The 25,440-nt window shown below is 44.7% G+C and carries 20 protein-coding genes; 7 read left to right on the forward strand and 13 right to left on the reverse strand.

The annotated features are described in order from the left end of the window. Positions 1-185 precede the first annotated feature (185 nt). From ACINWC323_RS00880 to ACINWC323_RS00870, 3 genes are all read right to left on the reverse strand, one after another. Positions 186-860 (reverse strand): class I SAM-dependent methyltransferase, encoded by a 675-nt coding sequence (locus tag ACINWC323_RS00880; protein WP_009515907.1) that lies wholly within the window; start codon positions 858-860, stop codon positions 186-188. Positions 861-932: 72 nt separating this feature from the next. Continuing rightward, positions 933-2,627: an AMP-binding protein gene (locus ACINWC323_RS00875; protein ID WP_009516000.1), complete on the reverse strand. Its 1,695-nt coding sequence runs from the start codon at positions 2,625-2,627 to the stop codon at positions 933-935. A gap of 109 nt (positions 2,628-2,736) precedes the next feature. Continuing rightward, the gene (locus tag ACINWC323_RS00870) at positions 2,737-3,354 is read right to left on the reverse strand and encodes a TetR/AcrR family transcriptional regulator (RefSeq protein ID WP_005231201.1); all 618 of its coding nucleotides are present in this window, start codon (positions 3,352-3,354) and stop codon (positions 2,737-2,739) included. A 148-nt stretch (positions 3,355-3,502) separates the two neighbouring features. Between ACINWC323_RS00870 and ACINWC323_RS00865 the strand changes: the two genes are divergently transcribed. From ACINWC323_RS00865 to ACINWC323_RS00845, 5 genes are read left to right on the forward strand one after another with little or no spacing between them, the layout of a single operon-like run. Then, the gene (locus ACINWC323_RS00865) at positions 3,503-4,675 is read left to right on the forward strand and encodes an isovaleryl-CoA dehydrogenase (protein WP_009516011.1); all 1,173 of its coding nucleotides are present in this window, start codon (positions 3,503-3,505) and stop codon (positions 4,673-4,675) included. 24 nt (positions 4,676-4,699) lie between these two features. Further along, positions 4,700-6,301 (forward strand): carboxyl transferase domain-containing protein, encoded by a 1,602-nt coding sequence (locus ACINWC323_RS00860; protein WP_009515893.1) that lies wholly within the window; start codon positions 4,700-4,702, stop codon positions 6,299-6,301. A 9-nt stretch (positions 6,302-6,310) separates the two neighbouring features. Next, the gene (locus ACINWC323_RS00855) at positions 6,311-7,114 is read left to right on the forward strand and encodes an enoyl-CoA hydratase/isomerase family protein (RefSeq protein ID WP_009515927.1); all 804 of its coding nucleotides are present in this window, start codon (positions 6,311-6,313) and stop codon (positions 7,112-7,114) included. Between the two features lie 11 nt (positions 7,115-7,125). Continuing rightward, positions 7,126-9,117 carry an acetyl/propionyl/methylcrotonyl-CoA carboxylase subunit alpha gene (locus ACINWC323_RS00850; RefSeq protein WP_009515977.1) on the forward strand — a complete coding sequence of 664 codons (1,992 nt, stop codon included), beginning with the start codon at positions 7,126-7,128 and terminating at the stop codon, positions 9,115-9,117. Then, a complete protein-coding gene (locus ACINWC323_RS00845; RefSeq protein ID WP_009515910.1) occupies positions 9,114-10,016 on the forward strand; it encodes a hydroxymethylglutaryl-CoA lyase in 903 nt (300 codons plus the stop codon). Before ACINWC323_RS00850 ends, ACINWC323_RS00845 begins: the two co-directional genes overlap by 4 nt. Before the next feature lie 236 nt (positions 10,017-10,252). On the opposite strand, the gene ACINWC323_RS00840 is transcribed toward ACINWC323_RS00845, so the two are convergent. After that, positions 10,253-11,191, reverse strand: a complete 939-nt coding sequence (locus ACINWC323_RS00840) for a LysR family transcriptional regulator (protein ID WP_032880486.1) — start codon at positions 11,189-11,191, stop codon at positions 10,253-10,255. Between the two features lie 202 nt (positions 11,192-11,393). Here ACINWC323_RS00840 and ACINWC323_RS00835 point away from each other — a divergent pair, with 202 nt between their 5' ends. Continuing rightward, positions 11,394-14,864: an indolepyruvate ferredoxin oxidoreductase family protein gene (locus ACINWC323_RS00835; protein ID WP_009515968.1), complete on the forward strand. Its 3,471-nt coding sequence runs from the start codon at positions 11,394-11,396 to the stop codon at positions 14,862-14,864. 109 nt (positions 14,865-14,973) lie between these two features. Here the strand turns inward: ACINWC323_RS00835 and ACINWC323_RS00830 are convergent, their stop codons facing one another. From ACINWC323_RS00830 to ACINWC323_RS00815, 4 genes are all read right to left on the reverse strand, one after another. After that, entirely contained in the window at positions 14,974-15,897 is a 924-nt protein-coding gene (locus tag ACINWC323_RS00830; protein WP_009516010.1) for a 2-hydroxyacid dehydrogenase, read from the reverse strand. After that, positions 15,894-16,649, reverse strand: a complete 756-nt coding sequence (locus tag ACINWC323_RS00825; protein ID WP_009515909.1) for a class II aldolase/adducin family protein — start codon at positions 16,647-16,649, stop codon at positions 15,894-15,896. The genes ACINWC323_RS00830 and ACINWC323_RS00825 overlap by 4 nt, the downstream gene beginning before the upstream one ends. A gap of 82 nt (positions 16,650-16,731) precedes the next feature. Continuing rightward, the gene (gene paaG / locus ACINWC323_RS00820; protein ID WP_009515952.1) at positions 16,732-17,520 is read right to left on the reverse strand and encodes a 2-(1,2-epoxy-1,2-dihydrophenyl)acetyl-CoA isomerase PaaG; all 789 of its coding nucleotides are present in this window, start codon (positions 17,518-17,520) and stop codon (positions 16,732-16,734) included. A 44-nt stretch (positions 17,521-17,564) separates the two neighbouring features. After that, a complete protein-coding gene (locus ACINWC323_RS00815) occupies positions 17,565-19,367 on the reverse strand; it encodes an acyl-CoA dehydrogenase C-terminal domain-containing protein (RefSeq protein WP_009515980.1) in 1,803 nt (600 codons plus the stop codon). 326 nt (positions 19,368-19,693) lie between these two features. On the opposite strand from ACINWC323_RS00815, the gene ACINWC323_RS00810 reads away from it, so the two are divergent. Then, entirely contained in the window at positions 19,694-20,131 is a 438-nt protein-coding gene (locus tag ACINWC323_RS00810; RefSeq protein ID WP_009515990.1) for a PaaI family thioesterase, read from the forward strand. A 15-nt stretch (positions 20,132-20,146) separates the two neighbouring features. On the opposite strand, the gene ACINWC323_RS00805 is transcribed toward ACINWC323_RS00810, so the two are convergent. Genes ACINWC323_RS00805 through ACINWC323_RS00785 form a run of 5 tightly spaced genes read right to left on the reverse strand, consistent with a single transcriptional unit; the run spans position 20,147 to position 25,389 of the window. After that, entirely contained in the window at positions 20,147-21,364 is a 1,218-nt protein-coding gene (locus ACINWC323_RS00805) for an MFS transporter (protein ID WP_009515995.1), read from the reverse strand. Between the two features lie 16 nt (positions 21,365-21,380). Continuing rightward, positions 21,381-22,697, reverse strand: coding sequence for an outer membrane trimeric porin-like protein DcaP (gene dcaP / locus ACINWC323_RS00800; RefSeq protein WP_009515877.1), 1,317 nt, complete (start codon positions 22,695-22,697; stop codon positions 21,381-21,383). Between the two features lie 39 nt (positions 22,698-22,736). Continuing rightward, the gene (locus ACINWC323_RS00795) at positions 22,737-23,390 is read right to left on the reverse strand and encodes a 3-oxoacid CoA-transferase subunit B (RefSeq protein WP_009515912.1); all 654 of its coding nucleotides are present in this window, start codon (positions 23,388-23,390) and stop codon (positions 22,737-22,739) included. Beyond that, entirely contained in the window at positions 23,390-24,058 is a 669-nt protein-coding gene (locus ACINWC323_RS00790; protein ID WP_005287073.1) for a 3-oxoacid CoA-transferase subunit A, read from the reverse strand. Before ACINWC323_RS00790 ends, ACINWC323_RS00795 begins: the two co-directional genes overlap by 1 nt. Positions 24,059-24,105: 47 nt before the next feature. Further along, positions 24,106-25,389 (reverse strand): MFS transporter, encoded by a 1,284-nt coding sequence (locus ACINWC323_RS00785; protein ID WP_199948790.1) that lies wholly within the window; start codon positions 25,387-25,389, stop codon positions 24,106-24,108. Between the last annotated feature and the right edge of the window lie 51 nt (positions 25,390-25,440).

The following is a 25,440-nucleotide window of genomic DNA, read 5'->3' on the forward strand; positions in this document are numbered from 1 at the left end:
ATTTGTGTTTTTCCTTTGCCTGAATCGCAATTTCCCAGCACATTTTTTATTTTAAAAATCAAAACCATTTGATTTATTTAGTTCGTACCTCCTCTGTTTCAATCCTTGTTAGGTCTTTCTATTCTTAAATGGCAACAGCAAGCCAAAGCCGAATTGTCCAAACATGACAATCGCCACTGATCAGCTTAATTCTTCTGTGCAATCAGCCCCTGATAGGCCAAGGTCTGGCTATAAACATGGATATGGCTAAAACCAGCCTGACTAAGCAGGTGCTGATAATCCGTTAAAGACAGCGTGTAAAAATCCTGTCCTAAACGTTCCATCATCGCCTGACTCTGCGCTACGCTCAGTCCATTGGCCTGACATAACAGTGGCAAGGCTTTCATTTGCACTGTGTCTTCACAATGCATCAAATCGTAGGTCAATAAAATGCCACTGCTTTTTAAACGCTTTGCGATTTCGGAAAAGAAAACGGGCTTGATCGCATGCGCAATAAAATGAGCAACGAGAATACAAAGTGCGGCATCAAACCTTTGCAGTTCGGATAAACAAGTTGTCTCTCCATGTACAAAGTTAACGCGAGCTTGCTGCCCGATTGCCTGAATTTGCGCTTGAGCCTTTTGCAGCATGGCGAGAGAAGGATCAACAGCGGTAAAAGACCAGCGTGGATGCTTATTCAGTAGATATTCAAGCTCATAGCCTGTGCCGCAACCCACCACCAGAATATGCGCATCACTTTTCAAACTGGCCTGTAAAATGGCATCGACTTGCTGATGCATCAGCTCGTAGCCCGGAATCAGACAACGAATATGCTGGTCATAACGCTCCACCACTTTCTGGCTATTAAAATCTTTGGCCATTTCATCCCCTGTTTCTAGTCACGTGGCACTCAGCAATCACTAAAATCCTGAATGATCCCTCCGTGCTTAATTTTAATCAAAGACTTCTGCTGTCAGGTTTAACTCGGCACGCATGATTTCCTGCAATTTAAATTTCTGTGCTTTGCCTGAGGCTGTCATGGGGAATTCAGCAAAGAATTTGACATAGCGTGGCACTTTATTATGTGAAATATGTTCTTTGCAGAAGTGTCTAATACTGTCTTCATCACATTGATGATGTTCATGCAAAATAATGCAGGCGCAGAGTTCCTCGCCATAACGGCTGTCTGGCAGACCAATCACCTGAACATCCGAAATATCGGGATGGGTATATAAGAAATCTTCGATTTCCTTCGGAAACAGGTTTTCCCCGCCACGGATCACCACATCTTTAATACGGCCTTTGATTTTGATAAAACCGTCTTGATCCATTTCTGCGATATCACCGGTATGCATCCAGCCTGCCGCATCAATGACCTCTTTGGTTTTTTCAGGTTCATCCCAATAACCTGCCATGACTGAATAGCCACGGACACAAAGTTCACCCAATACACCTTGCTGAACAATCTCGCCTTCCAGATCGACAATTTTGACTTCCAGATGCGGATGTACATGTCCAACTGTACTGACCCGTTTATCAATGGAATCATCAATATAACTTTGTGCACTGACCGGTGACGTCTCGGTCATGCCATAACAAATGGTAATGTCAGACATGTGCATGCGGTCTATGACCCGCTGCATGATTTCTCTCGGACATGGACTGCCTGCCATGATGCCTGTACGTAAACTGGATAAATCGAATTCGGTAAATTGCTCATGCTCTAACATGGCAATAAACATGGTCGGCACCCCGTAAGCTGCGGTGCATTTTTCCTGATGGATGGTTTTTAAAGACTCTAGCGGATTAAAGACAGCGGCTGGATACACCATGGTTGAACCGTGGGTGATACAGGCTAGATTCCCCATGACCATGCCAAAACAATGGAATAAAGGCACTGAAATACAGACCCGATCCTGCGGGGTTAAACCAATGCCTTCACCGACAAAATAACCATTATTGAGAATATTGTGATGGGTCAGCATGGTTCCTTTCGGATTTCCCGTGGTGCCGGAAGTAAATTGGATATTAATGGTTTCATCAAACTGCAAATGCTGGGCTAAAGCATGTAGCTGCTCGAGTTGCTGGGGTGTCGGCTGTCCGACCAGATCGCTAAAACGGTGAATACCGCTATGCTGCTGCTCATCAATTTTAATGACATATTTTAAATGCGGTAAACGTGCTGAATGAAGTACCTTATCTGCACTCAATGCCAGTTCAGGTGCAATCTTGATTAGTAATTCCTGATAGTCTGTGGTCTTGAATTGCGCTGCAATGATCAGCCCTTTACAGGCCACCTTGTTCAGTACGTATTCCAGTTCATGGCTTTTGTAGGCCGTATTCAGATTAACCAGAATAATGCCGGCTTTTGCGGCTGCAAACTGCGTCACGGTCCATTCCACACAATTCGGAGACCAAATCGCTAAACGATCGCCCTTTTTTAATCCCAGTTTTAACAGGCTACAAGCAAAGGCATTGACTTCATCCTGCAATGCCTTATAACTCAATCGTCTGTTCTGATGAGCACTAACAATAGCCTCCTGCTCCGCATATTGCGCACAGGCCTGATCAAATTTTTCTCCAATCGTCATCCCCAACAGAGGCTGAGAACTGGTTCCAGAGACATAGCTTAACCGTTGTTGTTGCATTGAATCACTCTCCTTGATTCTTTGTAATTCTGTTTTCAGTCATCTAATTATTTTGAGTACAGCTACTTTTCCAACATCCTGTTGTGTCATTCTAATGATGCTGTTGGCCTTACTTTTTTTGCACCGCATCCACACAAAAGTCAGCAATCTGCTTGGAAAAATAGTTTTTATACTGCTGATCAAACTTGATATTTTGCGCTGGATCTAAAGGTTCAACCACCACATAGGTCATGGCACCCACTACACACAGCGCTGCGGTATTAAGATCCTCCAGCACAAACTCACCACTTGCATTTCCATCTGCAAGGATTTTTTTAATACTCTGTTTAATCAGCTGTTTCACACGGAAACGCTCATGTTCAACTGTAGAATCAACAGGTTCAAACATGAGTGAATAGGCCAGCTGAGGACTATTCAGTGCCCGTTTTACAAAGCTGGTAACAGCCTTATGTAATTTCTGCTGTGCGCTTAAATTACTTTCGGTAATCGAATCAATTACCAATAGTTCGGTATTAATCGCCTCGGATAAAACTTCAATCAGCACCTGACTTTTATTATCAAAATAACGATACACCAGCCCACTTGAAACACCTGCTTGCTCAGCAATGGTTTGTATTTGTGCGTCCTTAAACCCTCCCTCCGAAATCAATTTTCTGGCTGAACTCAAAATCGCTTTGCGATTTTGTTCCATCCGCTCCTGCATCAAAGATGATCGTTTATAGCTCATGAATTTTATTCTCTACCAAATAAAATGAATTGTAAATCATTTTATGAATCACTATTCACTTTTTCAAAAAATCATTGTATGGTACTTCTTAAGCACATACAACAACGCTTTTTGGAACAACAAATATAACCAATGGGATGACGATACAATGAACTTACGTAGCTTGAATTTTGGTCTGGATGAAACGTTAATTGCGCTACAAGATTCAGTAGCTGCATTTTGTGCAAAGGAAATTGCACCCATTGCCCAGCAAGTTGATCAGGACAATCTATTCCCGGCCCAGCTCTGGAAAAAATTTGGTGATATGGGCCTGCTCGGTCTTACCGTTTCTGAAGAATACGGCGGCACCAATTTAGGCTATCTGGCACACATTATTGTGCTACAGGAAATTTCACGCGCATCTGCCTCCATCGGGCTTTCTTATGGTGCGCATTCCAACTTGTGTATCAACCAGATTAACCGGAACGGTAGCGAACAACAGAAACAGAAATATTTACCAAAACTGATTTCAGGTGACTTTGTCGGTGCTTTGGCAATGTCAGAACCGAATGCAGGTTCCGATGTGGTCAGCATGAAACTGCGTGCCGAGCCAAAAGGTGATCATTTTGTTCTCAATGGTTCTAAAATGTGGATCACCAACGGCGGTGATGCCGATGTACTGGTGGTGTATGCCAAAACTGATCCACAGGCAGGTGCCAAAGGCATGACCGCCTTCCTGATTGAAAAAGGCATGAAAGGCTTTAGTCACGGTAACCATTTAGACAAACTGGGTATGCGTGGCTCTAACACTTACCCGCTATTTTTTGACAATGTTGAAGTACCTGCCGAAAACGTATTGGGCGGTGTCGGTAACGGTGCCAAAGTACTGATGAGTGGTCTGGATTATGAACGTGCTGTATTAAGTGCTGGCCCGCTTGGCATTATGGATGCCTGTCTGGATGTGGTGATTCCTTATTTACATGAACGTGAACAGTTTGGTCAGGCTTTAGGTGAATTCCAGCTTATGCAAGGCAAACTGGCCGACATGTATTCCACCTGGCTGGCATGTAAAGCCCTGGTCTATGCCGTGGGTGCAGCCTGTGACAAAGCTGATCATGACCGTAGCTTACGTAAAGATGCAGCCAGTGCGATTTTATATGCGGCTGAAAAAGCCACATGGATGGCAGGTGAAACCATTCAGACTTTAGGCGGCAATGGTTATATCAATGAATACGCTGCAGGCCGTTTATGGCGTGATGCCAAACTTTATGAAATTGGTGCAGGCACTTCTGAAATTCGCCGTATGCTGATTGGCCGCGAACTGTTCAATGAAACCAAATAATAATAAACAATAAGGACGCAGCGTATGAACCAATTACACAGCAAGATCAATGTTCGAAGTGAAGACTTCAAAACCAACCAGCATGCCATGCAGACCTTGGTTGCAGACCTTCAACAGGTTGCTCAAAAAGTGGCTCTCGGTGGCGGTGAAAATGCCCGTCAAAAGCATCTCGCCAGAGGTAAACTGCTGCCACGAGACCGTATTGATCAACTGATTGATGTGGGTACCGCGTTTTTAGAAATTGGTCAGTTGGCTGCTTACAAAGTTTATGAAGATGATATTCCTGCTGCGGGCGTGATTGCAGGTATTGGACAAGTCAACGGTGTGACCTGCATGATCGTCGCCAATGATGCAACAGTTAAAGGTGGCACCTATTATCCCCTGACTGTGAAAAAGCATTTACGTGCCCAGGAAATTGCCGAACAAAATCACTTGCCTTGTATTTATCTGGTCGATTCAGGCGGTGCGTTCTTACCGATGCAGGATGAGGTCTTCCCTGACCGCGATCACTTCGGACGAATTTTCTATAATCAGGCCCGTATGTCGAGTCTGGGAATTGCCCAGATTGCGGTGGTGATGGGCAGTTGTACCGCAGGTGGTGCTTATGTTCCTGCCATGTCTGATGAAACCATTATTGTCCGTAATCAAGGTACTATTTTCCTAGGCGGCCCTCCTCTGGTAAAAGCTGCGACTGGCGAAGTAGTCAGTAGTGAAGACTTAGGCGGTGGCGATGTACACACACGTCTTTCGGGTGTAGCTGACCATTTAGCTGAAAATGATGAACATGCAATTGCCATTGCACGAAACATTGTTGCGAACTTAAATAAAAAACCAAACGACTTAAATAAACAAGTTGATGAACCTTTATTTGATGCAGCAGAACTCTATGGCGTAGTTCCAAGTGATGCACGTAAACCTTTCGATGTACGTGAAGTAATTGCCCGTATTGTGGACGGCTCACGTTTTGATGAGTTTAAGGCGCGCTTTGGTTCTACATTGATTACCGGTTTTGCGTCCCTCTATGGTATGCCAGTCGGCATTATTGCCAATAACGGTATTTTATTCTCTGAGTCTGCACAAAAAGGTGCGCACTTTATTGAGCTATGCACACAGCGCAATATTCCATTGTTATTCCTGCAAAACATTACGGGCTTTATGGTGGGTCGCCAGTATGAAAATGAAGGGATTGCAAAAAACGGCGCTAAATTGGTGATGGCAGTTGCAACCGCAAATGTACCCAAACTCACCTTGATTATTGGTGGTTCGTTTGGTGCAGGTAACTACGGGATGTGTGGCCGTGCTTATTCACCACGCTTTTTATGGACATGGCCAAACTCTCGTATTTCAGTGATGGGTGGCGAGCAAGCAGCGAGCGTACTCTCGACTTTAAAACGTGATCAGATTGAGCAAAAAGGTGCCCAGTGGTCAGCGCAACAAGAAGACGAATTTAAACAACCCATTCGTGAACAATACGAGCGTCAGGGCCATCCGTACTATGCCTCTGCCCGTCTTTGGGATGACGGTGTAATTGACCCAGCGCAAACTCGTCAGGTACTTGGTTTAAGTTTGGCTGCGGCCATGAACGCCCCAATCCAGCCAACCAAATTTGGCGTGTTCCGCATGTAAGAGGTGTATATGAGCTATCAATTTTTACAACTCGAACAACAAGATCAGGTTGCCTATGTTTGGCTGAACCGCCCTGAATTGCACAATGCTTTTAATACTACAGTCATTGAAGAATTGCATGCCTGTTTTAAGCAAATTAATACACGTGATGACATTCGTGTTGTGGTTCTAGCTGGTCGCGGCAAAAGCTTTTCGGCAGGTGCCGACCTCAACTGGATGAAACAGGCAGGTCAGGCATCTTCAGCAGAAAATGAAGCAGATGCATTAAAACTTGCACAAATGCTTGATGCACTCGCAACGCTAAAACAACCGACTATTGCTCGTGTACATGGCATTGCCTTTGGCGGCGGTATGGGATTAGCGTCGGCATGTGATATTTGTATTGCCAGCACCGACGCCAAGTTTGCGACATCTGAGGTTCGTTTAGGACTTGCTCCATCTACCATTAGTCCTTACGTGATTCGTGCAATTGGCGCAAGACAAGCCTCTCGTTACTTCTTAACTGCCGAGCGAATTTCAGCACGTGATGCCAAACACATTGGTTTGGCGCACGAAGTAGCAGATGCCGAAGACTTAGATAAAAAAGTTCAAGAAATTATTGATGCTCTATTACTCGGTGGCCCGCATGCTCAAGCGGCATCAAAACAACTCATTCAAATGGTGAGCAATCAGACCATGAGCAATGACTTGCTACAACAGACAGCACATCATATTGCTCAAGTTCGTCAAGGCAGTGAGGCAAAACAAGGTCTAAATGCCTTTTTAAATAAACAACAGCCTGCTTGGGTTTCTAACTCGAATAACAACAATTAAGGACGATCATCATGTTTGAAAAGATTTTAATTGCGAACCGTGGCGAAATTGCTTGCCGTGTGATTCGCACAGCTAAAAAATTAGGTATTGCAACGGTTGCCGTTTACTCCGATGCAGACGCAAACGCACAACATGTCAAACTTGCAGATGAAGCGGTTTATATTGGTCAGTCCCCTGCAACACAAAGTTATTTACAAGCTGACCGCATTATTCAAGCAGCAATTGATACGGGCAGCCAAGCGGTTCACCCGGGCTACGGCTTCCTTTCAGAAAATGACCAGTTTGCACTCGCTTGCCAACAACACAACATTTGCTTTATTGGCCCGCCAGTAGATGCCATTTTAGCGATGGGCTTAAAAGCGACCTCGAAAGCTTTAATGGAAAAAGCAGGTGTTCCTTTAACACCAGGTTATCACGGAACCAACCAAGATACCGACTTTTTAAAACAACAGGCAGACCGAATTGGCTATCCTGTTTTAATTAAAGCCAGTGCTGGCGGTGGTGGCAAAGGCATGAGTCTGGTTGAACGCAGTGAAGATTTTCTCCATGCCTTAGCGTCTTGTAAACGTGAAGCCAAATCGAGCTTTGGTAATGATGATGTCTTGATTGAGCGTTATGTGATTCAACCGCGCCATATTGAAGTTCAAGTATTTGGCGATACACATGGCAACTACGTACATTTGTTTGAACGCGATTGTTCGGTACAACGCCGTCACCAAAAAGTGTTAGAAGAAGCCCCAGCTCCACAGATGCCAAGCGAGAAGCTCGATGCAATGCGCCAAGCTGCAATTGATGCTGCACGCGCGGTAAATTACGTGGGCGCAGGTACGGTTGAGTTTATTGTAGAACAAGATGGTACGGCGTATTTCATGGAAATGAATACCCGCCTACAAGTCGAGCATCCTGTCACGGAAATGATTACAGGTGAAGACTTGATTGAATGGCAACTTCGTGTGGCTTATGGCGAACCTTTGCCTAAACTACAAAACCAATTGCAAATTCACGGCCATGCGCTCGAAGCACGTATTTACGCCGAAGAACCAGAAAAAGGCTTTTTACCTGCGATCGGTAAAATTGACTATTTGCATTACCCAACTCAAAACCAATATGTGCGTGTAGACAGCGGTATTGTTGAAGGCGATGAAATCACGACTTATTACGACCCTATGATTGCCAAATTGATTGTATGGGGTAAAAACCGTGAAGCTGCACTTATTCAAATGCAAAATGCTTTAAGCCAATTCCATGTGGATGGCTTAGGCAACAACATTGCCTTTCTTGAAAAAATTGTTCGTAGCGAATCGTTTAAACAAGCCAAGCTTGATACCAACCTGATTCAACGTGAACATGATTTTCTATTTAACCCGCAACAGACAAAACCTGAGCTTATCGTCGCAGCAGCATTTATTGAGTTTCTTAACAAACTCGATAGTAATTGCTCAAGCCAGAAACAGCTTTGGCAAGCTCAACCACTCTGGCGTTTAAATATTGCTTATCAGCACAGTATTAAACTGAACTATTTAGATCAGCCCATTACAATTAAATTTGCCTCAAATAAAGATGGCTTCACCGCAGAATATAACGGTCAAAGCTATCCGATTTCCGGTCAATTGATTGATGCACATACGGCATCTGTTCAAATTGGCGGGTCTCAGCAAAAGCTGTCTTTTAACCAAAGTCAGCAAGGCATTACCTTGTTCCAGAATGGACAAAGCTATAAGTTTGCTTATATTCGCCAAGACTTCAATCAAACAGATAGCCAAGCCGATGAAGGCCACCTAAAAGCACCCATGCCAGGTGTGGTCACCCAAGTGCTGGTGAGCGCCAATCATAGCGTAAAGAAAGACGATATTCTGATGACACTTGAAGCCATGAAAATGGAATATACCATTCGTGCGCCTAAAGACGGCTTAATTGTAGATTCCTACTTCCAGGTGGGTGATCAGGTCAAAGCTGGAGATGAGCTTGTGGAATTTCAGCCTGCACAGGAGGAAGTTGCATGAGTGAGTTTGTCAAAATCGTGGAGGTCGGTCCCAGAGATGGCCTGCAAAACGAAAAGCAGGCTTTAAGCGTTGAGCAACGCTTAAACTTTATTAATGACCTGATTCATGCAGGTCTAAAATCGATTGAAGTCGGTTCCTGTGTGTCGGCAAAATGGGTGCCGCAAATGGCGCAGAGTGACGAGCTATTTAAGCAACTTCCCCAAACTAGCGATGTGCAATTTAGCCTACTCACCCCCAATATCAAAGGTTTTGAAACTGCTCAAGCGGTCGGATGCAAAGAGGTTGCGGTGTTTACCGCCGCTTCGGAAAGCTTTACCCGTAAAAATATTAACTGCTCAATCGACGAAAGCTTTGAAAAATTCGCGGATGTGCTAAGTGCAGCCAAAGCACAGCATATCCGTGTGCGCGGCTATGTCTCCTGTATTGTCGATTGTCCCTATGAAGGCGCAATTGCCCCGGAGCAAGTGGTAAAAGTTGTTAAACGACTCTATGACATGGGCTGCTATGAAGTATCTTTAGGTGAAACCATTGGAACGGCAACACCAGATCGCGTTCAGAAAGTCTGGCAAGCCTGTCTCACTGAACTGGACAGCACCGTTTTAGCTGGGCATTTCCATAATACCTACGGCATGGCGATTGCCAATATTTATCAGTCTTTACAGCAAGGCATTCGTGTTTTTGATTCATCCCTTGCAGGACTTGGTGGTTGCCCTTATGCCAAAGGTGCCTCTGGTAATGTGGCGACTGAAGATCTGTTTTATCTACTCTCTCATATGGGCTTCGAAACGGGCATTGATCTGGAAAAACTGATGCAGGCCAGCCAGAATATTAGCAAGGTACTCAACCGAAAAAGCTTGTCGAATTATGCCAATGCGTATTGCCAAACCAAGTGTGCCTAATCATAAATTAAAATAGCTCAGCATCTGGTATAAGACTTAATATTAGGCAAAAAACCAGATCATCCTCTCTCATCTTTATCTCATTTCATTCAAAAATTGGGATTAAATGCCTCATGCAATTTTTTAAAATTTATGGTTTATCTCTGTGTTAAATGCTTCTTTATAAAGAAGCATTTTCTACTTTTAATTTTAATCCTTATTATTTTGGGTTTCTTTACTACCACACCTCAAATCATTTATAAAAAATAATCCGTATCCTGCTGTATTTTTGGAGAAACATGTTGCTCAACCCACTCCAGCCACGTCCGCGTTTTGACATCGACAAAATCCCGTGACGGCAGCAAGGTATATACCCCAATATCGGGAGAACGCCACGCTGGTAAAATACGGCGTAATCGACCTGTGCGAATTGCATCGATGGAAGAAAAGGTAGGCAACAAGGCAATACCCATATCCTGCTGCACCACATCCAGTAGCAATTCAGGGGTATCGGCAATGAGTGGGCCATTGATATCAATCTGATACGAACAGCTATTTTCACTGGTCAGATGCCACTGCGGTGTAATCGAAGGATTGACCAGACGTAAGCAGGCATGTTGCTGCAAATCATCCAGTGATTGAGGTTCGCCATGCTTTTCCAGATAGGCAGGCGAAGCACATAACACCGAAAAAATCGTACCAATGCGACGCGCCACAAATCTCGAATCTGCCAGAGATTCAGTCAAGTAAAGACTGACATCAATGCCCTTACCCAGTAAATCAGGTACATTTTGTGAGGTTCGATATTCAACTGTCAGGTCGGGATAGGTTTGACAGAACTCCGCCATCATCGGTGCCAGATAATGATGACCGAAACTCGCCATACTCAGCACCCGTAACCGGCCCTGCGGCTTGGTGGCCATACCCATTGCCTGTGCTTCAGCTTCCTCCACCATGGCAAGCACCTGACGGCACTGCTCGGCATAGCTTTCACCAATCTCGGTCAAGGCGTGCTGGCGGGTTGATCGTTGTAGTAATTTTGTACCTAAACGTCCTTCTAATTCGCTAATTAATCGCGAAACTTGCGCAGTTGTCAGCTCCATCTGTTCAGCGGCAGCCGTGAAACTCCCGCTATCAATCACTTTCAGGAAGGCATTCATGGCATGCAAGAGTCCACCATCAAGATTTTTGCGCATAACGTAAATATCTTTTTCTAAATTACGCATTGTTGCACCAGTTTGGATCAACCACAATGACATTAATGTACATACATTGATCAGTTCTTTTTTTAACCCGAACTGTTCAATCTTTTTTCTTATGATGTACTTACTCCAAATATTCAACCGGATGTTGAAAAAACAAGTAGTCAAAACTACGAAGAATTCTAAGGAGATATAAATGAATATAGCGACAAAAGTTACTCCAAAAATGATCGCTACTAAAGATGTATCACTGGACGATAAATATATCAGTGATCACGGTTCAGCCTATATGACAGGCATTCAGGCACTCGTTCGGTTACCTCTAGCACAGACTCGCCGTGATGAATTGAACGGATTGCACACTGCCGGCTTTATTTCAGGTTATCGCGGTTCTCCCGTCGGTAACTATGACAATTTCCTTTGGCAAATTGGAGGCATACTTAAAGATCATCATGTCGTCTTTCAACCCGGTATCAATGAAGATTTAGCAGCAACCGCAATCTGGGGCACCCAGCAAGCCAATCTTGCAGGTCAGGGAAAATATGATGGCGTCACTTCATGGTGGTATGGCAAAGGCCCCGGTGTAGACCGTTCCGGCGATGTACTACGTCATGCCAATCTGGCAGGAACGGCTGAACATGGCGGTGTGGTCGCTTTATTTGGTGATGACCATTCCTGTAAATCATCTACCGTTCCCCATCAATCTGAACATGTCATGATCGGTTGTGGCATTCCAATTTTCTATCCAACCTCTGTGCAACATATTCTTGATCTGGGTGTACATGCCGTTGCAATGTCACGTTTTGCTGGCCTATGGACTTCAATGAAACTGGTCAGTGAAATTGTAGAAACCTCTGCTTCCGTCAATGTGGATTTAGATCGGGTCATTCCCGTGATTCCAGAAGATGTGGACTTCCCTGCAGACGGCGTCAATATCCGCTGGCCGGATCATGGCATCCAGCAAGAACAGCGCCTGTATCAACATCGCTTACCCGCTGTGCTGGCCTATGCCCGCGCCAATCAGCTGAATCAGACCACCTGGCCGTGCGAAAATGCCCGTATCGGGATTGTGGCCAGCGGTAAAGGCTATCTCGACACCATTGAAGCCTTACGCATTCTAGGGATTGAGAATGAAACAGCACAACAGCTTGGGCTACGGGTTTATCAGGTTGGATTGATCTGGCCACTAGAGCCGCAAGGAATTCGTGAATTTGCTGAAGGATTAAAAGAGCTGATTGTGGTTGAAGAAAAACGTCCTATTCTTGAATCACAAATCAAGGATGAACTGTATTCCCTGCCTGATCAGCAACGCCCACACGTCTTCGGCAAAGCCATTCATGGTAAAGGTGAATGGAGTACCTCCATTGAAGAAGCACCGCTGATTGGTCATTATGAGTTCCAACCCGAACCGATTGCCAAAATGCTGGCGGCACGTTTTCTACAACTTGATTTACCGCAGAATTTAAGACAACAAATTCAGAACCGCATTGATTTATTGCAAAAAGCAGAACAGGAGTCCCGCCGTGTGCTGGATCTGGCAGACCGCAAACCGTATTTCTGTAGCGGTTGTCCGCATAATACGTCCACGGTGGTTCCAGAAGGCAGTCGCGCCTTAGGCGGTATCGGTTGTCATTATATTGCGGTGTCACTGGATCGCGGAACGGAAACTTTCTCGCAAATGGGCGGTGAAGGCGTCAGTTGGGCGGGCGCATCACATTTCACCAATGAAAAGCATATTTTTGCCAATCTCGGTGACGGCACCTATTTCCATTCAGGCTATCTCGCAATTCGACAAGCCATTGCAGCCAATATCAATATCACCTATAAAATCCTCTATAACGATGCGGTTGCGATGACCGGTGGTCAGCATGTCGATGGACATTTGAGTGTCGCCCAACTCACCCGTCAGCTGGATGCCGAAGGCATTAAAAAACAGGTCATCGTAACGGATGAGCCAGCGTTGATTCATGCAGAAGAACACCTTGCGCCAAATGTAGAAATCCGCCACCGCAATGATCTGGACGCGGTGCAACGTGAATTGCGTGATATTTCAGGTGTTACCGCTTTGGTCTATGTGCAAACCTGTGCCAGCGAAAAACGTCGTCGCCGTAAACGTGATATGTATCCGGACCCCGCTGAACGCCTCTATATCAATAGCGATATCTGCGAAGGCTGCGGTGATTGCTCGAAAAAATCAAATTGCCTGTCGATTGAACCGGTCGAAACCGCGCTGGGCACCAAACGTCAAATTAACCAGAGCAGTTGTAATAAGGATTTCACCTGTGTAGAAGGCTTCTGTCCAAGTTTTGTGACCGTACATACCCGTGATATGAAACGTCCCGACAAGTTTGAAGGTTTTGCCCCAGGCTGGCCTGAACGACCGGTTCTTCCTCAACTCGATCGTACACCAAGCCGGATCATGGTCGGTGGTGTGGGTGGTACCGGTGTGGTCACTGTCGGGGCTTTACTCGGTATGGCAGCACATCTGGAAGGTAAAGCAGCACGCGTCATGGACATGGCTGGCCTGGCACAAAAAGGCGGTACGGTGTATTCCTACGTACAACTGGCCTCAGACGATGAACAAATTTCTGCAACCAAAATTCCCGCCGGTCAATGTGATCTTCTGATTGGTGCCGATGCGGTAGTGGCAGGCAGTAATGCCGCCCTGTCACGTTTAAAACCGAATGCAATGGTGATCGTCAATGAAGATGGTTCCCCAACCTCTGACTTTATCAATAAACGTGACTGGTTTGCCCCGATTACGGATTTGATCAATCGTCTGCGTGGTCGTGTTGATCAGGGCAAACTGGTGTCTTTACCGGCTGCGCGTATTGCGACACAGGTCTTGGGCGATGCCATCTTTGCCAACCAGCTCTTGCTGGGAATGGCATGGCAATCGGGTCAGATTCCATTACTGCGTGAGAGCATTGAAAAAGCCATTCAACTGAACGGTACGGCAGTCGAAAAGAATCTGGAAGCTTTCCGTGTAGGTTGCCATCTCGCCAGCGATCCGGATCTGGCTAAGCGACTACTGGATAGCTTACCTAAACAGCAGGTGCCGCAAACACTGCCAGAACTGATCGATGATCGTTCGGTCCGTTTGCAAGACTACTGGAATGATGCGTACGCCCATACATACCGAAATCTTGCAGAACAGGCCGCAAAGGTATTGCCAGAAGAACTGGCCAGCACGATTGCAACACAGCTTTATCGGGTCATGGCCTATAAAGATGAGTATGAAGTTGCGCGCCTGCTCACAGGAGCCAGCTTTAAAAAATCAATCGAATCACAATTCGGACGTGGGGTACGTTTATCCTATCACCTTGCACCACCGACACTGGGCACTAACGTACGCAAACGCATTTTTGGTTACTGGATGCGCTTCCCGATGATGTTACTTGCCCGCTTACAATGGTTACGCGAAACCTTCCTTGATCCATTTGCGCGTCAGGAAGAACGCCAACATGAGCATGCATGGCGTGATCGCTACATTGACTTTGTAAAAGCACTGGTTGCAGCACCACAACAGTATGATTTGACGGTGGCTGCACAGATTGCCGAGCTTCCAGCAGAAGTACGTGGCTTTGGCCATGTTAAAATGCAGGCGATGCAATCTGCAAATCAACGCTGGGATGAGCTATCAACTCAGCTGAATAACAACACTTAAAAAATAAATCACTGGCTGAGTCAGTCCCATCAAAAGGGAGTGGCTCAGCCAGCCGATTAAAAACCAGTCTCCATTCATGTTTATCCACACAAATAGCCGTTTCCCCAATTTAATAGCCTTTTAAGGTAACCACCTGATTCAATAAAGCTTGGCCCTGCATCACCCGTTGATCATTTTCCAAAATCTGATTCACCACAATTGACCAGGGTGCATGTGAAGCAACATGCGGCGTGATCACCACTTTTTCATGTTGCCAAAGTGGATGATGTTCAGCCAAGGGCTCTTTGCTAAAAACATCCAGAATCGCGCCACGTAAATGTCCAGAATCCAGATAATTTAATAAATCCTGCTCAACCAGATGCTGACCACGACCACAATTAATAATACAGGCCTGTTCAGGAAGCTGGTCAAATAAAGATTTTGCTAAAATCCCCTGATTACTTTCCGTAAGTGGCAATAAATTAATCAAAATTTCAGCCTGTCCCAAAAACTGATGAAAATCTTCAGCGCCGGCATAGCATATGACCTGTGCAATCTGTTTAGGACTACGAGACCAGCCAGCAACCTGATAACCCAGTGCGGCAAACTGTTTCGCCATATAGGCACCCATTTGCCCGAGGCCCATAATTCCGATTTTTACATCAGCATGCGCGCGTTGCGGGTATTGTCGCCAGCGTTGTTGCTGCTTTTGTGCAAAGGCCTGATCAAAAAACCGTTGATAATATAAAACACCCCATTGCAGATAATCGAACATCCCTTGTTGATGGAGCTGATCGACCACCCGACATACTTTATATTGTGACCCAATTCTTTGTAGATTTAGGTGCTCAACGCCAGCGGCCATTGAATGAATCAGTTTCAATTCAGGTAACTTCTCCAGATGATCCAGATCGGGAAACCATGAAACTGCCGTAGTGGCAAATTGAGCCTGTTCACTATCTGCCAGACAGTACGAACCTTGTGGAGCATATTGTAAAAATGCATCTTCAAGCCATTTTTGGACCTTGGGCACCGTGGTCGCAATTACAATCATGTACAGTATTCCTCACGCTGCTGTTCAATCAATGACAAGGCGGCATTCCAGGCATTTAGAATAATTTTTTCAACACCGTTAGATTCGAACTGCTGGGTTGTATGTTCACACACCGCTTCGGAAGGAAAATGCAATTCCGCCCCACCCGCAAGCGCCTTGATCTGGGCCTGACATGCACGTTCTAAAAAATAAATTTCATGAAAAGCACGCTGCACACTATCCCCTGTTGCCAGCAGGCCATGATTTCTTAAAATCATGACACGATGATTGCCCAGATCCTGAACCAGCCGTACTCTTTCCTCAGTCGATAGTGCGACACCTTCATACTGGTGATAACTGACTTTTTTATAAAATTTCAGTGCATGTTGTGAGATGGGCAACAAACCCTGCTGCTGTGCTGAAACTGCAATCCCATCGGCAGTGTGGGTATGAATGACACAGTGAATATCTTCACGCGCGGCATGCAATGCGGAATGAATGACAAAACCGGCGACATTGACTGTTTTACCTTGATCATAATCTTCTACGATATTACCTGCACCATCAATTTTCACCAGATCCGAAGCTTTCATTTTTTCAAATGGAATGCCATAGTGATTAATCAGAAAATGCCCCTTCTCATCAGGTACACGCAGACTAATATGGGTATCGATCAGATCCGTCATCCGATAATAGGCAATCAATCGATATAAAGCAGCTAACTGACAACGCGCGTCCCATTCGTTTGTCGAAACCATGTCTTTTAAACTCATGTTATATCCCTATTTAAGTGCTTCTGATAGCAAATACTCTTTTTCATTTTTTAGATGTAAAGGCCATGCATAGTCAATGCATCTAGCTAAAGTCAGGTTTCCTCTTTTGCATAAATGCGGCCACACCTTCTTTATAGTTGTCTGATTGTCCTGCGATACGCTGAAATTCGCGCTCCAGCTGCAACTGCTCAGCAAGCGTGTTGTCTGCAGCATGATTTAACGCTTTTTTTATCAATGCAATCGAACTACCGGGGCGTTCGGCCAACTGTTCAGCCAATGCGGTGACATTTGCTTCGAACAGCTCATCTTCATAGACCTCCCAGATTAACCCCCACTCCAGGGCTTGCTGGGCAGAGAGCTTTTCTCCCAGCATGGTCAGCCCTTTGGCACGGGCCAAACCGACCAGTTGCGGTAAATTCCATGTTCCCCCCGCATCAGGGATCAGGCCAACCTTGCAAAAAGACTGTATAAAGGCAGCAGACTGTTTAGCCACCACCAAATCACAGGCCAATGCCAGATTGGCACCTGCGCCGGCAGCGACACCATTCACCGCAGCGATGACGGGTTTGCTCATGTCTGTAATTTTAAGTACCAGTGGATTATAGAATTTTTCTAAAGCTGCGCCTGCATCATAATCCGGCGCAGCAATAACATCCATTCCCCGTGATTTTAGATCCTGTCCAGCACAAAACCCTTTGCCTGCGCCAGAGATGACTATCACTTTGATTTCCTTGGAAACTGCCCACAGATCTAAGGCTGCTGCAATTTCATCATGCATGTGTTCATTAAAACTATTCAGCACTTCTGGACGATTCAGCGTCAAATAGCCGACACGATTGTGTTGACGAAGCAAAATATGTTCAAATTCCATTTCTGTTTAGGCTCCTAAATAAATCCAGACCGTTCCACGCAGACTTAGAATGCAAAAGCCGCTGCATCCAGCTCCATTACAGCCTCAGCTCCAGATGCAATAGCAGCGGCATGTGCTTGGGTACGATGTAATAATTTCTGAAAGAAGAACTTGGCCGTTGTGAGTTTGGCCTGATAGAACTTTTCTTCTGACGTTCCTGCAAGCAACTGTTCATGCGCAACCTGAGCCATCCGTGCCCAAAGATAGGCAAAGACCACATAGCTGGAAAAATAGAGATAATCGACCGAAGCCGCACCAATTTCTTCAGGATTTTGCTTGGCTTTTTGTGCAATATCGCGGGTCAGCGATAACCATTGCTGCTTCAGTTCAGTGAGTTTTTCCCCGTAAGCTGACAGGGCTGTATTGGACTGATGCTCAATAACCCACTGCTCAATTAAATCGGTCATGTTTTTTAACAGTTTTCCTTCAGACTTCAGCACTTTACGTGCCAGTAAATCTAAAGACTGAATTTCAGTGGTGCCTTCATACAAGGTTGAAATCCTTGCGTCACGCACAATCTGTTCCATGCCATGTTCAACAATGAATCCATGCCCGCCAAAAACCTGCATACCATGCTTGGCAGACTCATTCCCCGATTCAGTCAGGAAAGCCTTGGCAATAGGCGTTAGCAAGGCCAGTAAATGATCTGATTTTTCACACTGCTCTGGGTCATTAGAGCTTTCCACGATATCGACATGTTGTGCTAGAAAATAAGCCAACGCCCTCCCTCCTTCAGACAAAGCTTTTTGGGTCATTAACATGGCGCGTACAGCAGGATGGACAATAATTGGATCTGCATTTTGATCCGGGCATTTTGCACCCGCTAAAGAACGCATGGCCAAACGATCTTTGGCGTAGGCTAAAGCACCCTGGAAAGAAATCTCGGATGCAGCCAGTCCTTGCACAGCCGTGCCAATGCGGGCGGTATTCATAAAGGTAAACATACAGTTGAGCCCACGGTTTTCAGGGCCAATCAGATAACCTTTTGCAGCATCAAAATTTAAAACGCAGGTGGCATTGCCATGAATTCCCATCTTATGTTCAATCGCGCTACATAGCACATTGTTTCGGCCTTGTAGATTTCCCTGATCATCAACATTCATTTTAGGCACAATAAACAGCGAAATTCCTTTGGTACCCGCAGGAGCATCGGGTAAACGTGCCAACACAATATGGATAATATTTTCAGAAAGATCATGTTCCCCTGCAGAAATAAAAATCTTTTCCCCGGTGATGGCATAACTTCCATCTGGATTGGGTAGCGCTTTGGTCCGGATTAGCCCCAGGTCAGACCCTGCATGCGACTCTGTCAAACACATGGTGCCGGTCCAGACACCTGTGATTAACTTGGTTAAAAATAGCTGTTTCTGCTGTTCAGTGCCGTGATGCTCAATGGTACGCATCGCGCCATGGGATAAACCCGGATACATCGCCCACGCCCAGTTCGAGCCACACAACATTTCTGAAATCGCGATACGCAGCAGTGTCGGTAAACTTTGACCGCCATATTCAGGATCGGCTGTAAGTGAAGTAAAACCGAGTTCCACATATTTATCATAAGCTTCTTTAAAGCCTTTCGGGGTGGTGACTACACCTTGGTTTAAATGACACCCTTCCTGATCGCCATTTTGATTGATTGGAGCCAACTCATTTTCACAAAAATCTGCTGCAGCCTCTAAATATTGATCCACCAGTTCACGACTGACGACATCCTGATATTTAGATAATTTTTGGTAGTTTTGTTCGGTTTGAAGCAATTCATGCAGCACAAATTGCATATCGCGTTGAGGAGCTTTGTATAAAGGCATGGTTTTTTCCTTATCTATCTTTCACCAAGATGCAATCAAGCGATAATCCTGAATGAACTTTTCTTATTCCTGACTTTAAAAATATCAAATAAATTTCTTATTGCAAAATTTATTTTCATTTTAACAGCTTTAATTTTGTAAAAACTATATTCAGGCTTTCATCAAGAAAACCATAAAATACTGTATATAAATAAAAATATAGATGCAAAATGCATTTCCATAAAAAATAAAGCGGAAAATAAAAATTTTGTTTTACGAAATTACATTCCGTAAAAAATTAAATTATAGTATGTTGATGAGATTGCTTAGACTTGCAAGGATGATTTATGGATAACCCGAAATATACTGGTCTTGAATTCTTAACGGCTTTAAAAAATGGTGAGGTCTCTCCTTCTCCCATGGCCCACACTATTCCCATGGAACTGGTTGAAGTCTCAAAAGGAAAAGCAACTTATAAAGTGACTCCTGGACAGCAACATCGAAATATACAGGGTGGTGTGCATGGCGGCTTTTGTGCAACAGCGCTGGATACTGTCACCGGGAGTGCAGCACATACCTTACTGGAACATGGCGTTGGCTATGGAACCATTGATTTAAATGTAAAAATGATTCGTCCTATGCAAGTTGATAGTATTTATTACGCGCAGGCCGAATTGATTAATGCCGGACGAAATATCATTACGACTGAAGGTAGAATCGTAGATGAAAATGGAAAAGTGTATGCGTTTGCTGCTGCAACTTTAATGATTATTCGTAAGGCATAGAAAGAAAGCGCCTCTTTATGAGGCTTGCTTCTCCAGCTCGGCATTCTTCACTGCACGAAAATCCAGACGATCAATCATAAAACTGATCACAGCCATGCTGAGCCCCAAAGCTACACAGGCCGGCCATCCCCAATGTTTCCATGCATACACAGCAACGAAGGAACCTAGTGCTGCGCCACCAAAGTACAAGGTCATATAAATCGAGTTAATACGGGAACGCGCTTCTGCGGAAATCCGGTACACCAGATTTTGATTTAAAACATGAAAGGCAGACAAACCAAAGTAAGCCAGAATAACCCCGATGGCATAGGCAAATAATGACTGCTGGGCAAAATACAGCGGTATCCAGGCGATTATCAGTAACCACATACAGATCAGCGCAACCCGATTTTCCCCACCTGCTGCAATCTGCTTTCCCGCCCACGGCGTTGCAAAAACACCTGCCAGTCCAACGATACCAAATAGACCAATCTGGAAGTCATTAAAGTGGTATGGCGCATTGGCGAGAATAAAGGTCATGGTGGTAAAAATAAGTGCCAAAATACCGAAGCCAATACCACCCGCCAGACCACGACGGAGTAAATGGGGTTGATGTGTCGCCAAAGAAAATAAAGAACGATAAATTTGTAGAACCGTTAATTGATGGGATTTTCGGGCATCGGGTAACTTTAACCACATCACGGCTGCAAACGCTAAAATCAACAAACCACTTAATAAATAGACGGCATGCCACGACCAGATTGTAGATAATAACCCCGCAACCGATCTGGCCAGTAAAATCCCCAGAAATAAACCGCTCATTAAGGTCCCCACAATTTGCGGGCTTTTTTCAGGTCTCGCCAATCCTGAGGCAAATGGGACCAGCACCTGTGTTGCGATCGAAAAGAAAGTCGCTAAAAAGGTGAACCCATACAGTACTGGCAAGGACTGGCTAAACGACAAGCCCACTTGGGCAAATCCGGTGCAGCACATCAACACACAGATATAGCGCCGCTTTTCAAAAAAATCCCCAAGCGGAACCAGAATAAAAAGACCAACTGCATAAGACAGTTGGCCAATGACGATGGTAAACGCCACCTGCTCTGCATTCACTTGCAAGGCTTGAGCAATTGAATAAATCAGAGGCTGGTTATAATAGTTCGACCCTGCACAAAGGCCACATGTCACTGCCATGATGAAAATAAAACTTTTTGACAATATCGTGTCTGTGTCGGGCCGAACCATTTTTTCCATTTAGCCTGTCCTATTTTTAGAACTTGTACATCGATACAAAGTTAAGACGCGATACATCCGCCGTTCTGCCGTCAAATACTTCACGTTTGCCCTGATGATATTCGAGCCCGATATCAATTTGCTCGGCAGGCGAGTAAAAGATATTGGCAGCATAATCGGTTAAGCGTTTATTCGCATCCTGATTCAGCTTGGCGTATTCAGTATTGTCATCATATTCAAATAAAGAAGCAGATAGATTGCTACGCCACTGATCATTGAATTTATATGAATAACCAATATTAAAGCTATGCAGTTTATTCATCAGCAAATCGGTTTTATCCTGATCTAAAGAGAAATCACCTGCCGCATTCAATGCAGTTGCATTTGCCAAACCACTTTGCGTGGTATAAGGCATGAACTTCTGATCCCCTACAATATATTGATAATTCGCCTGAACAGACTGTTGCGGATCAAATTGGTATTTTAATCCTGTTCCAGCGCCCCAACTGACTTTCTTGACCGTATCTTTGGCTACATCGACTGATTTTTCGTTCACGAAACCTTGCGCCAATGCAGTCAGAGGGCCTTGCTTAAAGGTATATCGACCCGTCAATGAAGGAAAAGCCGAAACCCGTGACCCGGTATGCTCCAAAGCAACTTTCAGGTCGTGATTCTGATCAATTTTCCAGTCATAACGCACTTGCGGTGTACGGGTATAAGACGTCCCCATAAACTGAGTATAGTCCACAGACTCGGTTCGGGTTTCCATATTGGACATCAATGACCAGGTTTGACCAAAGGTCCAGTCTTTATAGGTAAAATAGGCATGGCGAATACGGAACTTGCCATCTCCCGTTCCCATATTGGAACTGTCAAAGAAATCAGCTTCGACATTGCCTGTGACCGCCTTGTCCGGACTATTGAAATACACTCCCAATCGGCTGGCATTAATACTTGCATCGGAACGGGAATGATTCGCGCGTTTATCATTTTCAAATGGAGTCCGATAAATACTGCTGGTGGTTCTTCCACCTGAATCGGGTGAGGATTTAAAATCAACTGCAGCATCCAGCCGAGCGATTCCATACACCTTTACATTATCGGTCCAGGTCACCCATGACGGTGCAATCGGCTTTGCCGTCTCGGCAGTGATATTTTTTTCTACATTTTCTTCAATTTTTGCCTGTTTAACCTGCAAATTATTTTGCGTCTGCTTTTGTGCTTGCAGCTCTGCCTTTAATTTTTGCAATTCGGTTTCTAACAGATTGATCCTTTGTTCTGTCGTGGTTGCCGTATTGGCAAAAATAGTCCCTGAAGCCACAGCACAGGCTGTCGCTAAAATGAGTTTTTTCATCTTTTAATCCTTTAAGATACTTGTTTCCGTGTGCTTCAGTTAAGCCACTCGCGCATCAATCAATGGACAGGCTGTCAGCGCCTGTAATTGTTCAAAACTTAAACCGGGTACCATTTCCTTGACATAGGCTTGCTGATCTTTGAGCTCAATAATGCATAAATCGGTATAAATACGGTCGACACATTGCTCGCCAGTAATGGGATATGTGAGTGCTTCAACAATTTTTGCCTCACCTTTTTTAGTCACATGTTCCATATACACATAAATACTTTTAGCGCCCACCGCCAGATCCATTGCCCCACCTACAGCAGGTACATCATCTGCTTTGCCGGTGTGCCAGTTGGCTAAATCCCCATTCACCGCAACCTGAAAGGCACCAATGACACAAATATCCAGATGCCCGCCACGCATGATGTCGAACGAATCACCATGATGCATAAAGCATCCACCGTCTAACAAAGTGACAAGTTCTTTTCCGGCATTAACTAAATCTTGGTCTTCTTCACCTGGTTGTGGCGGCGGCCCAAAGGCCAGTACACCATTTTCAGAATGTAAAAAGATTTCCTTATCTTTTGGCAAATACTTGGCGACATTGGTGGGAAGGCCAATGCCCAGATTGACATATGCACCTTCAGGAATATCCTGTGCAATCAACATGGCAATCTCTTCACGAGAGCGTTTTTGAACTGACATTAGATATCTCCTACTTTCACAACATGTTGTACAAAGATTCCAGGGGTAATAATGCACTCTGGATCGAGTGTTCCTATCTCAACCGTATCGTTAACCTGAACAATAGTGGTTTTTGCAGCCTTGGCCATAATCGGCCCAAAGTTTCGTGCCGCCTTGCGGTAGGTTAAATTGCCCCAACGATCGGCTTTATCGGCATAAATCAGGGCAAAATCAGCATCAATCGGATATTCGAGCACATAGTTTTTACCGTTAATGCTGCGGGTTTCTTTGCCTTCAGCAATTTTGGTTCCATAACCTGTCGGGGTAAAAACTGCCCCCAAACCTGCACCTGCGGCCTGGATACGGCATGCTAGATTGCCTTGTGGTACCAGTTCCAGCTCGATTTTTCCTGCGCGATATAAGTCCTGGAATACTGTTGACCCTGCTGACTTTGGAAATGAGCTAATCATCTTTTTCACACAACCTGCGATGATCAATTTTGTTAATCCCCGATCACCGGAAGCGGCATTGTTATTGACAATGGTCAGCTCTTTTTTTCCCAGATCAATTAAGGCTTCGATAAGCTCTGCAGGTTGACCTGTAACCCCAAAGCCACTGGTCATGATGGTTGCACCATCTGGAATTGCTTTTAAAATCGGTTCGATATTCGCTGTGATTTTATTTATCATCTCACGTATCCCTTTTCATCCTTCAATTGAAGTAACAGCGCAAGCCATTACTCTGCTTTTTGCGGGTTAAATAGCCGGTCTTTAATAAATAACAATGGAATTACGCCGCAGATAAAGTAAGCACCCGCCATCACTAATAGACCTAAACCAATCGAGCCATTTTGAGATAGAAAACCAATTGTTAATGGAGAGAAAATAGAAAGTACTTTACCAATGTTATAAGCGCCACCCACTGCCGAGCCCCGAATAGAGGTCGGGAAACTTTCTGTCATATAGGTGGCATTAATTGCGTAAGGAATACCGTAAAGGAAACCGAAGAACAGCATCATCCATAAAATATTCGTTGGTGTATTTAAGTAGACAATGACTGGAATAAATAAGGCTGTACCAATGGTTCCAAAGGCAAATACAGCGCGACGTCCTAATTTATCGGCAACAATCCCTGCAATCACTTTGGCAAACATCATAATCAGGAAAGTACCGACCATATACATGGCCATTTCTTTAAACTTGATACCAAGATCAGACTCTAAATAAGCCGGTAACCAGTTACTTACGCCGTAATAACCGAACTGCAATGCACCTGTACTAATAATCCAAAGTACAAACATGGTGCCGTGTTTCTTATCTCTTAAAATTTCAAGATATGGGTTTTGACGTTTTTTAGGTTGGTTACTTTGAGCGACTTCTAGCGCTTTTAATTGACGTGCTTTTTTCCAAGACTCAGGTTCAGGTACACAAAAGTGCATTAAAATTGATAACACCACAGGCGTAATTGCAATCCAATAAAGGAAACGCCAGCCATGTTCAGGAATAATATGACCTGCTAATAAAGTCGCTAACAAAGAACCTAAGGTATAACCCGTCATAAGAGTAGCCAAAACAGTCGAGCGATGTTTTGTTGGCACCATTTCTGACATTAAAATATTACAGGCAATATAGAGCGCACCTAAGCCCATCGCCCCGAAAGTTCTTAAAACTGCAAATTGCATATAAGAATCAGTAAAACCCAGCGCACTAGTTAAAACTGAAGAATAAGCAATAAAGAATACAATGATGCGGACCCGACCAAAGCGGTCACAGGCCCAACCACCAATCAGGCCACCAATTGCTGAACCTAAAAGTGTTAAACTGCCTAATGTTCCAGCTTGTACACCCGTTAAATGAAATTCTGTTTTAAGACTGGTCAGGCTCAATGCCAAAAAACCCAAATCTGCCCCGTCACATAACAATGTTAAAAAAGCGAATATAAATGCGGTAATCCAAATCTTTTTAGGTGTTTGAATCGCTTCCCCGCGATCAATTTTTTGTGTAGCTGTATCTGTTGTCATGTCCATATCCTCAGCAAGAATATGAGGCATCCCCTGCCTCATGGCACTTGA

Origin of the sequence: Acinetobacter sp. WC-323 (genome assembly GCF_000314615.1) — a bacterium.
GTDB classification, from domain to species: Bacteria; Pseudomonadota; Gammaproteobacteria; order Pseudomonadales; family Moraxellaceae; genus Acinetobacter; species Acinetobacter courvalinii.

Excerpts from the sequence above, each read along its gene's own strand:
- ACINWC323_RS00880 (WP_009515907.1), bottom strand. The coding sequence starts at position 860 with ATGGCCAAAGATTTTAATAGCCAGAAAGTGGTGGAGCGTTATGACCAG.
- ACINWC323_RS00875 (WP_009516000.1), bottom strand. The coding sequence starts at position 2,627 with ATGCAACAACAACGGTTAAGCTATGTCTCTGGAACCAGTTCTCAGCCT.
- ACINWC323_RS00870 (WP_005231201.1), bottom strand. The coding sequence starts at position 3,354 with ATGAGCTATAAACGATCATCTTTGATGCAGGAGCGGATGGAACAAAAT.
- ACINWC323_RS00865 (WP_009516011.1), top strand. The coding sequence starts at position 3,503 with ATGAACTTACGTAGCTTGAATTTTGGTCTGGATGAAACGTTAATTGCG.
- ACINWC323_RS00860 (WP_009515893.1), top strand. The coding sequence starts at position 4,700 with ATGAACCAATTACACAGCAAGATCAATGTTCGAAGTGAAGACTTCAAA.
- ACINWC323_RS00855 (WP_009515927.1), top strand. The coding sequence starts at position 6,311 with ATGAGCTATCAATTTTTACAACTCGAACAACAAGATCAGGTTGCCTAT.
- ACINWC323_RS00850 (WP_009515977.1), top strand. The coding sequence starts at position 7,126 with ATGTTTGAAAAGATTTTAATTGCGAACCGTGGCGAAATTGCTTGCCGT.
- ACINWC323_RS00845 (WP_009515910.1), top strand. The coding sequence starts at position 9,114 with ATGAGTGAGTTTGTCAAAATCGTGGAGGTCGGTCCCAGAGATGGCCTG.
- ACINWC323_RS00840 (WP_032880486.1), bottom strand. The coding sequence starts at position 11,191 with ATGCGCAAAAATCTTGATGGTGGACTCTTGCATGCCATGAATGCCTTC.
- ACINWC323_RS00835 (WP_009515968.1), top strand. The coding sequence starts at position 11,394 with ATGAATATAGCGACAAAAGTTACTCCAAAAATGATCGCTACTAAAGAT.
- ACINWC323_RS00830 (WP_009516010.1), bottom strand. The coding sequence starts at position 15,897 with ATGATTGTAATTGCGACCACGGTGCCCAAGGTCCAAAAATGGCTTGAA.
- ACINWC323_RS00825 (WP_009515909.1), bottom strand. The coding sequence starts at position 16,649 with ATGAGTTTAAAAGACATGGTTTCGACAAACGAATGGGACGCGCGTTGT.
- paaG (WP_009515952.1), bottom strand. The coding sequence starts at position 17,520 with ATGGAATTTGAACATATTTTGCTTCGTCAACACAATCGTGTCGGCTAT.
- ACINWC323_RS00815 (WP_009515980.1), bottom strand. The coding sequence starts at position 19,367 with ATGCCTTTATACAAAGCTCCTCAACGCGATATGCAATTTGTGCTGCAT.
- ACINWC323_RS00810 (WP_009515990.1), top strand. The coding sequence starts at position 19,694 with ATGGATAACCCGAAATATACTGGTCTTGAATTCTTAACGGCTTTAAAA.
- ACINWC323_RS00805 (WP_009515995.1), bottom strand. The coding sequence starts at position 21,364 with ATGGAAAAAATGGTTCGGCCCGACACAGACACGATATTGTCAAAAAGT.
- dcaP (WP_009515877.1), bottom strand. The coding sequence starts at position 22,697 with ATGAAAAAACTCATTTTAGCGACAGCCTGTGCTGTGGCTTCAGGGACT.
- ACINWC323_RS00795 (WP_009515912.1), bottom strand. The coding sequence starts at position 23,390 with ATGTCAGTTCAAAAACGCTCTCGTGAAGAGATTGCCATGTTGATTGCA.
- ACINWC323_RS00790 (WP_005287073.1), bottom strand. The coding sequence starts at position 24,058 with ATGATAAATAAAATCACAGCGAATATCGAACCGATTTTAAAAGCAATT.
- ACINWC323_RS00785 (WP_199948790.1), bottom strand. The coding sequence starts at position 25,389 with ATGACAACAGATACAGCTACACAAAAAATTGATCGCGGGGAAGCGATT.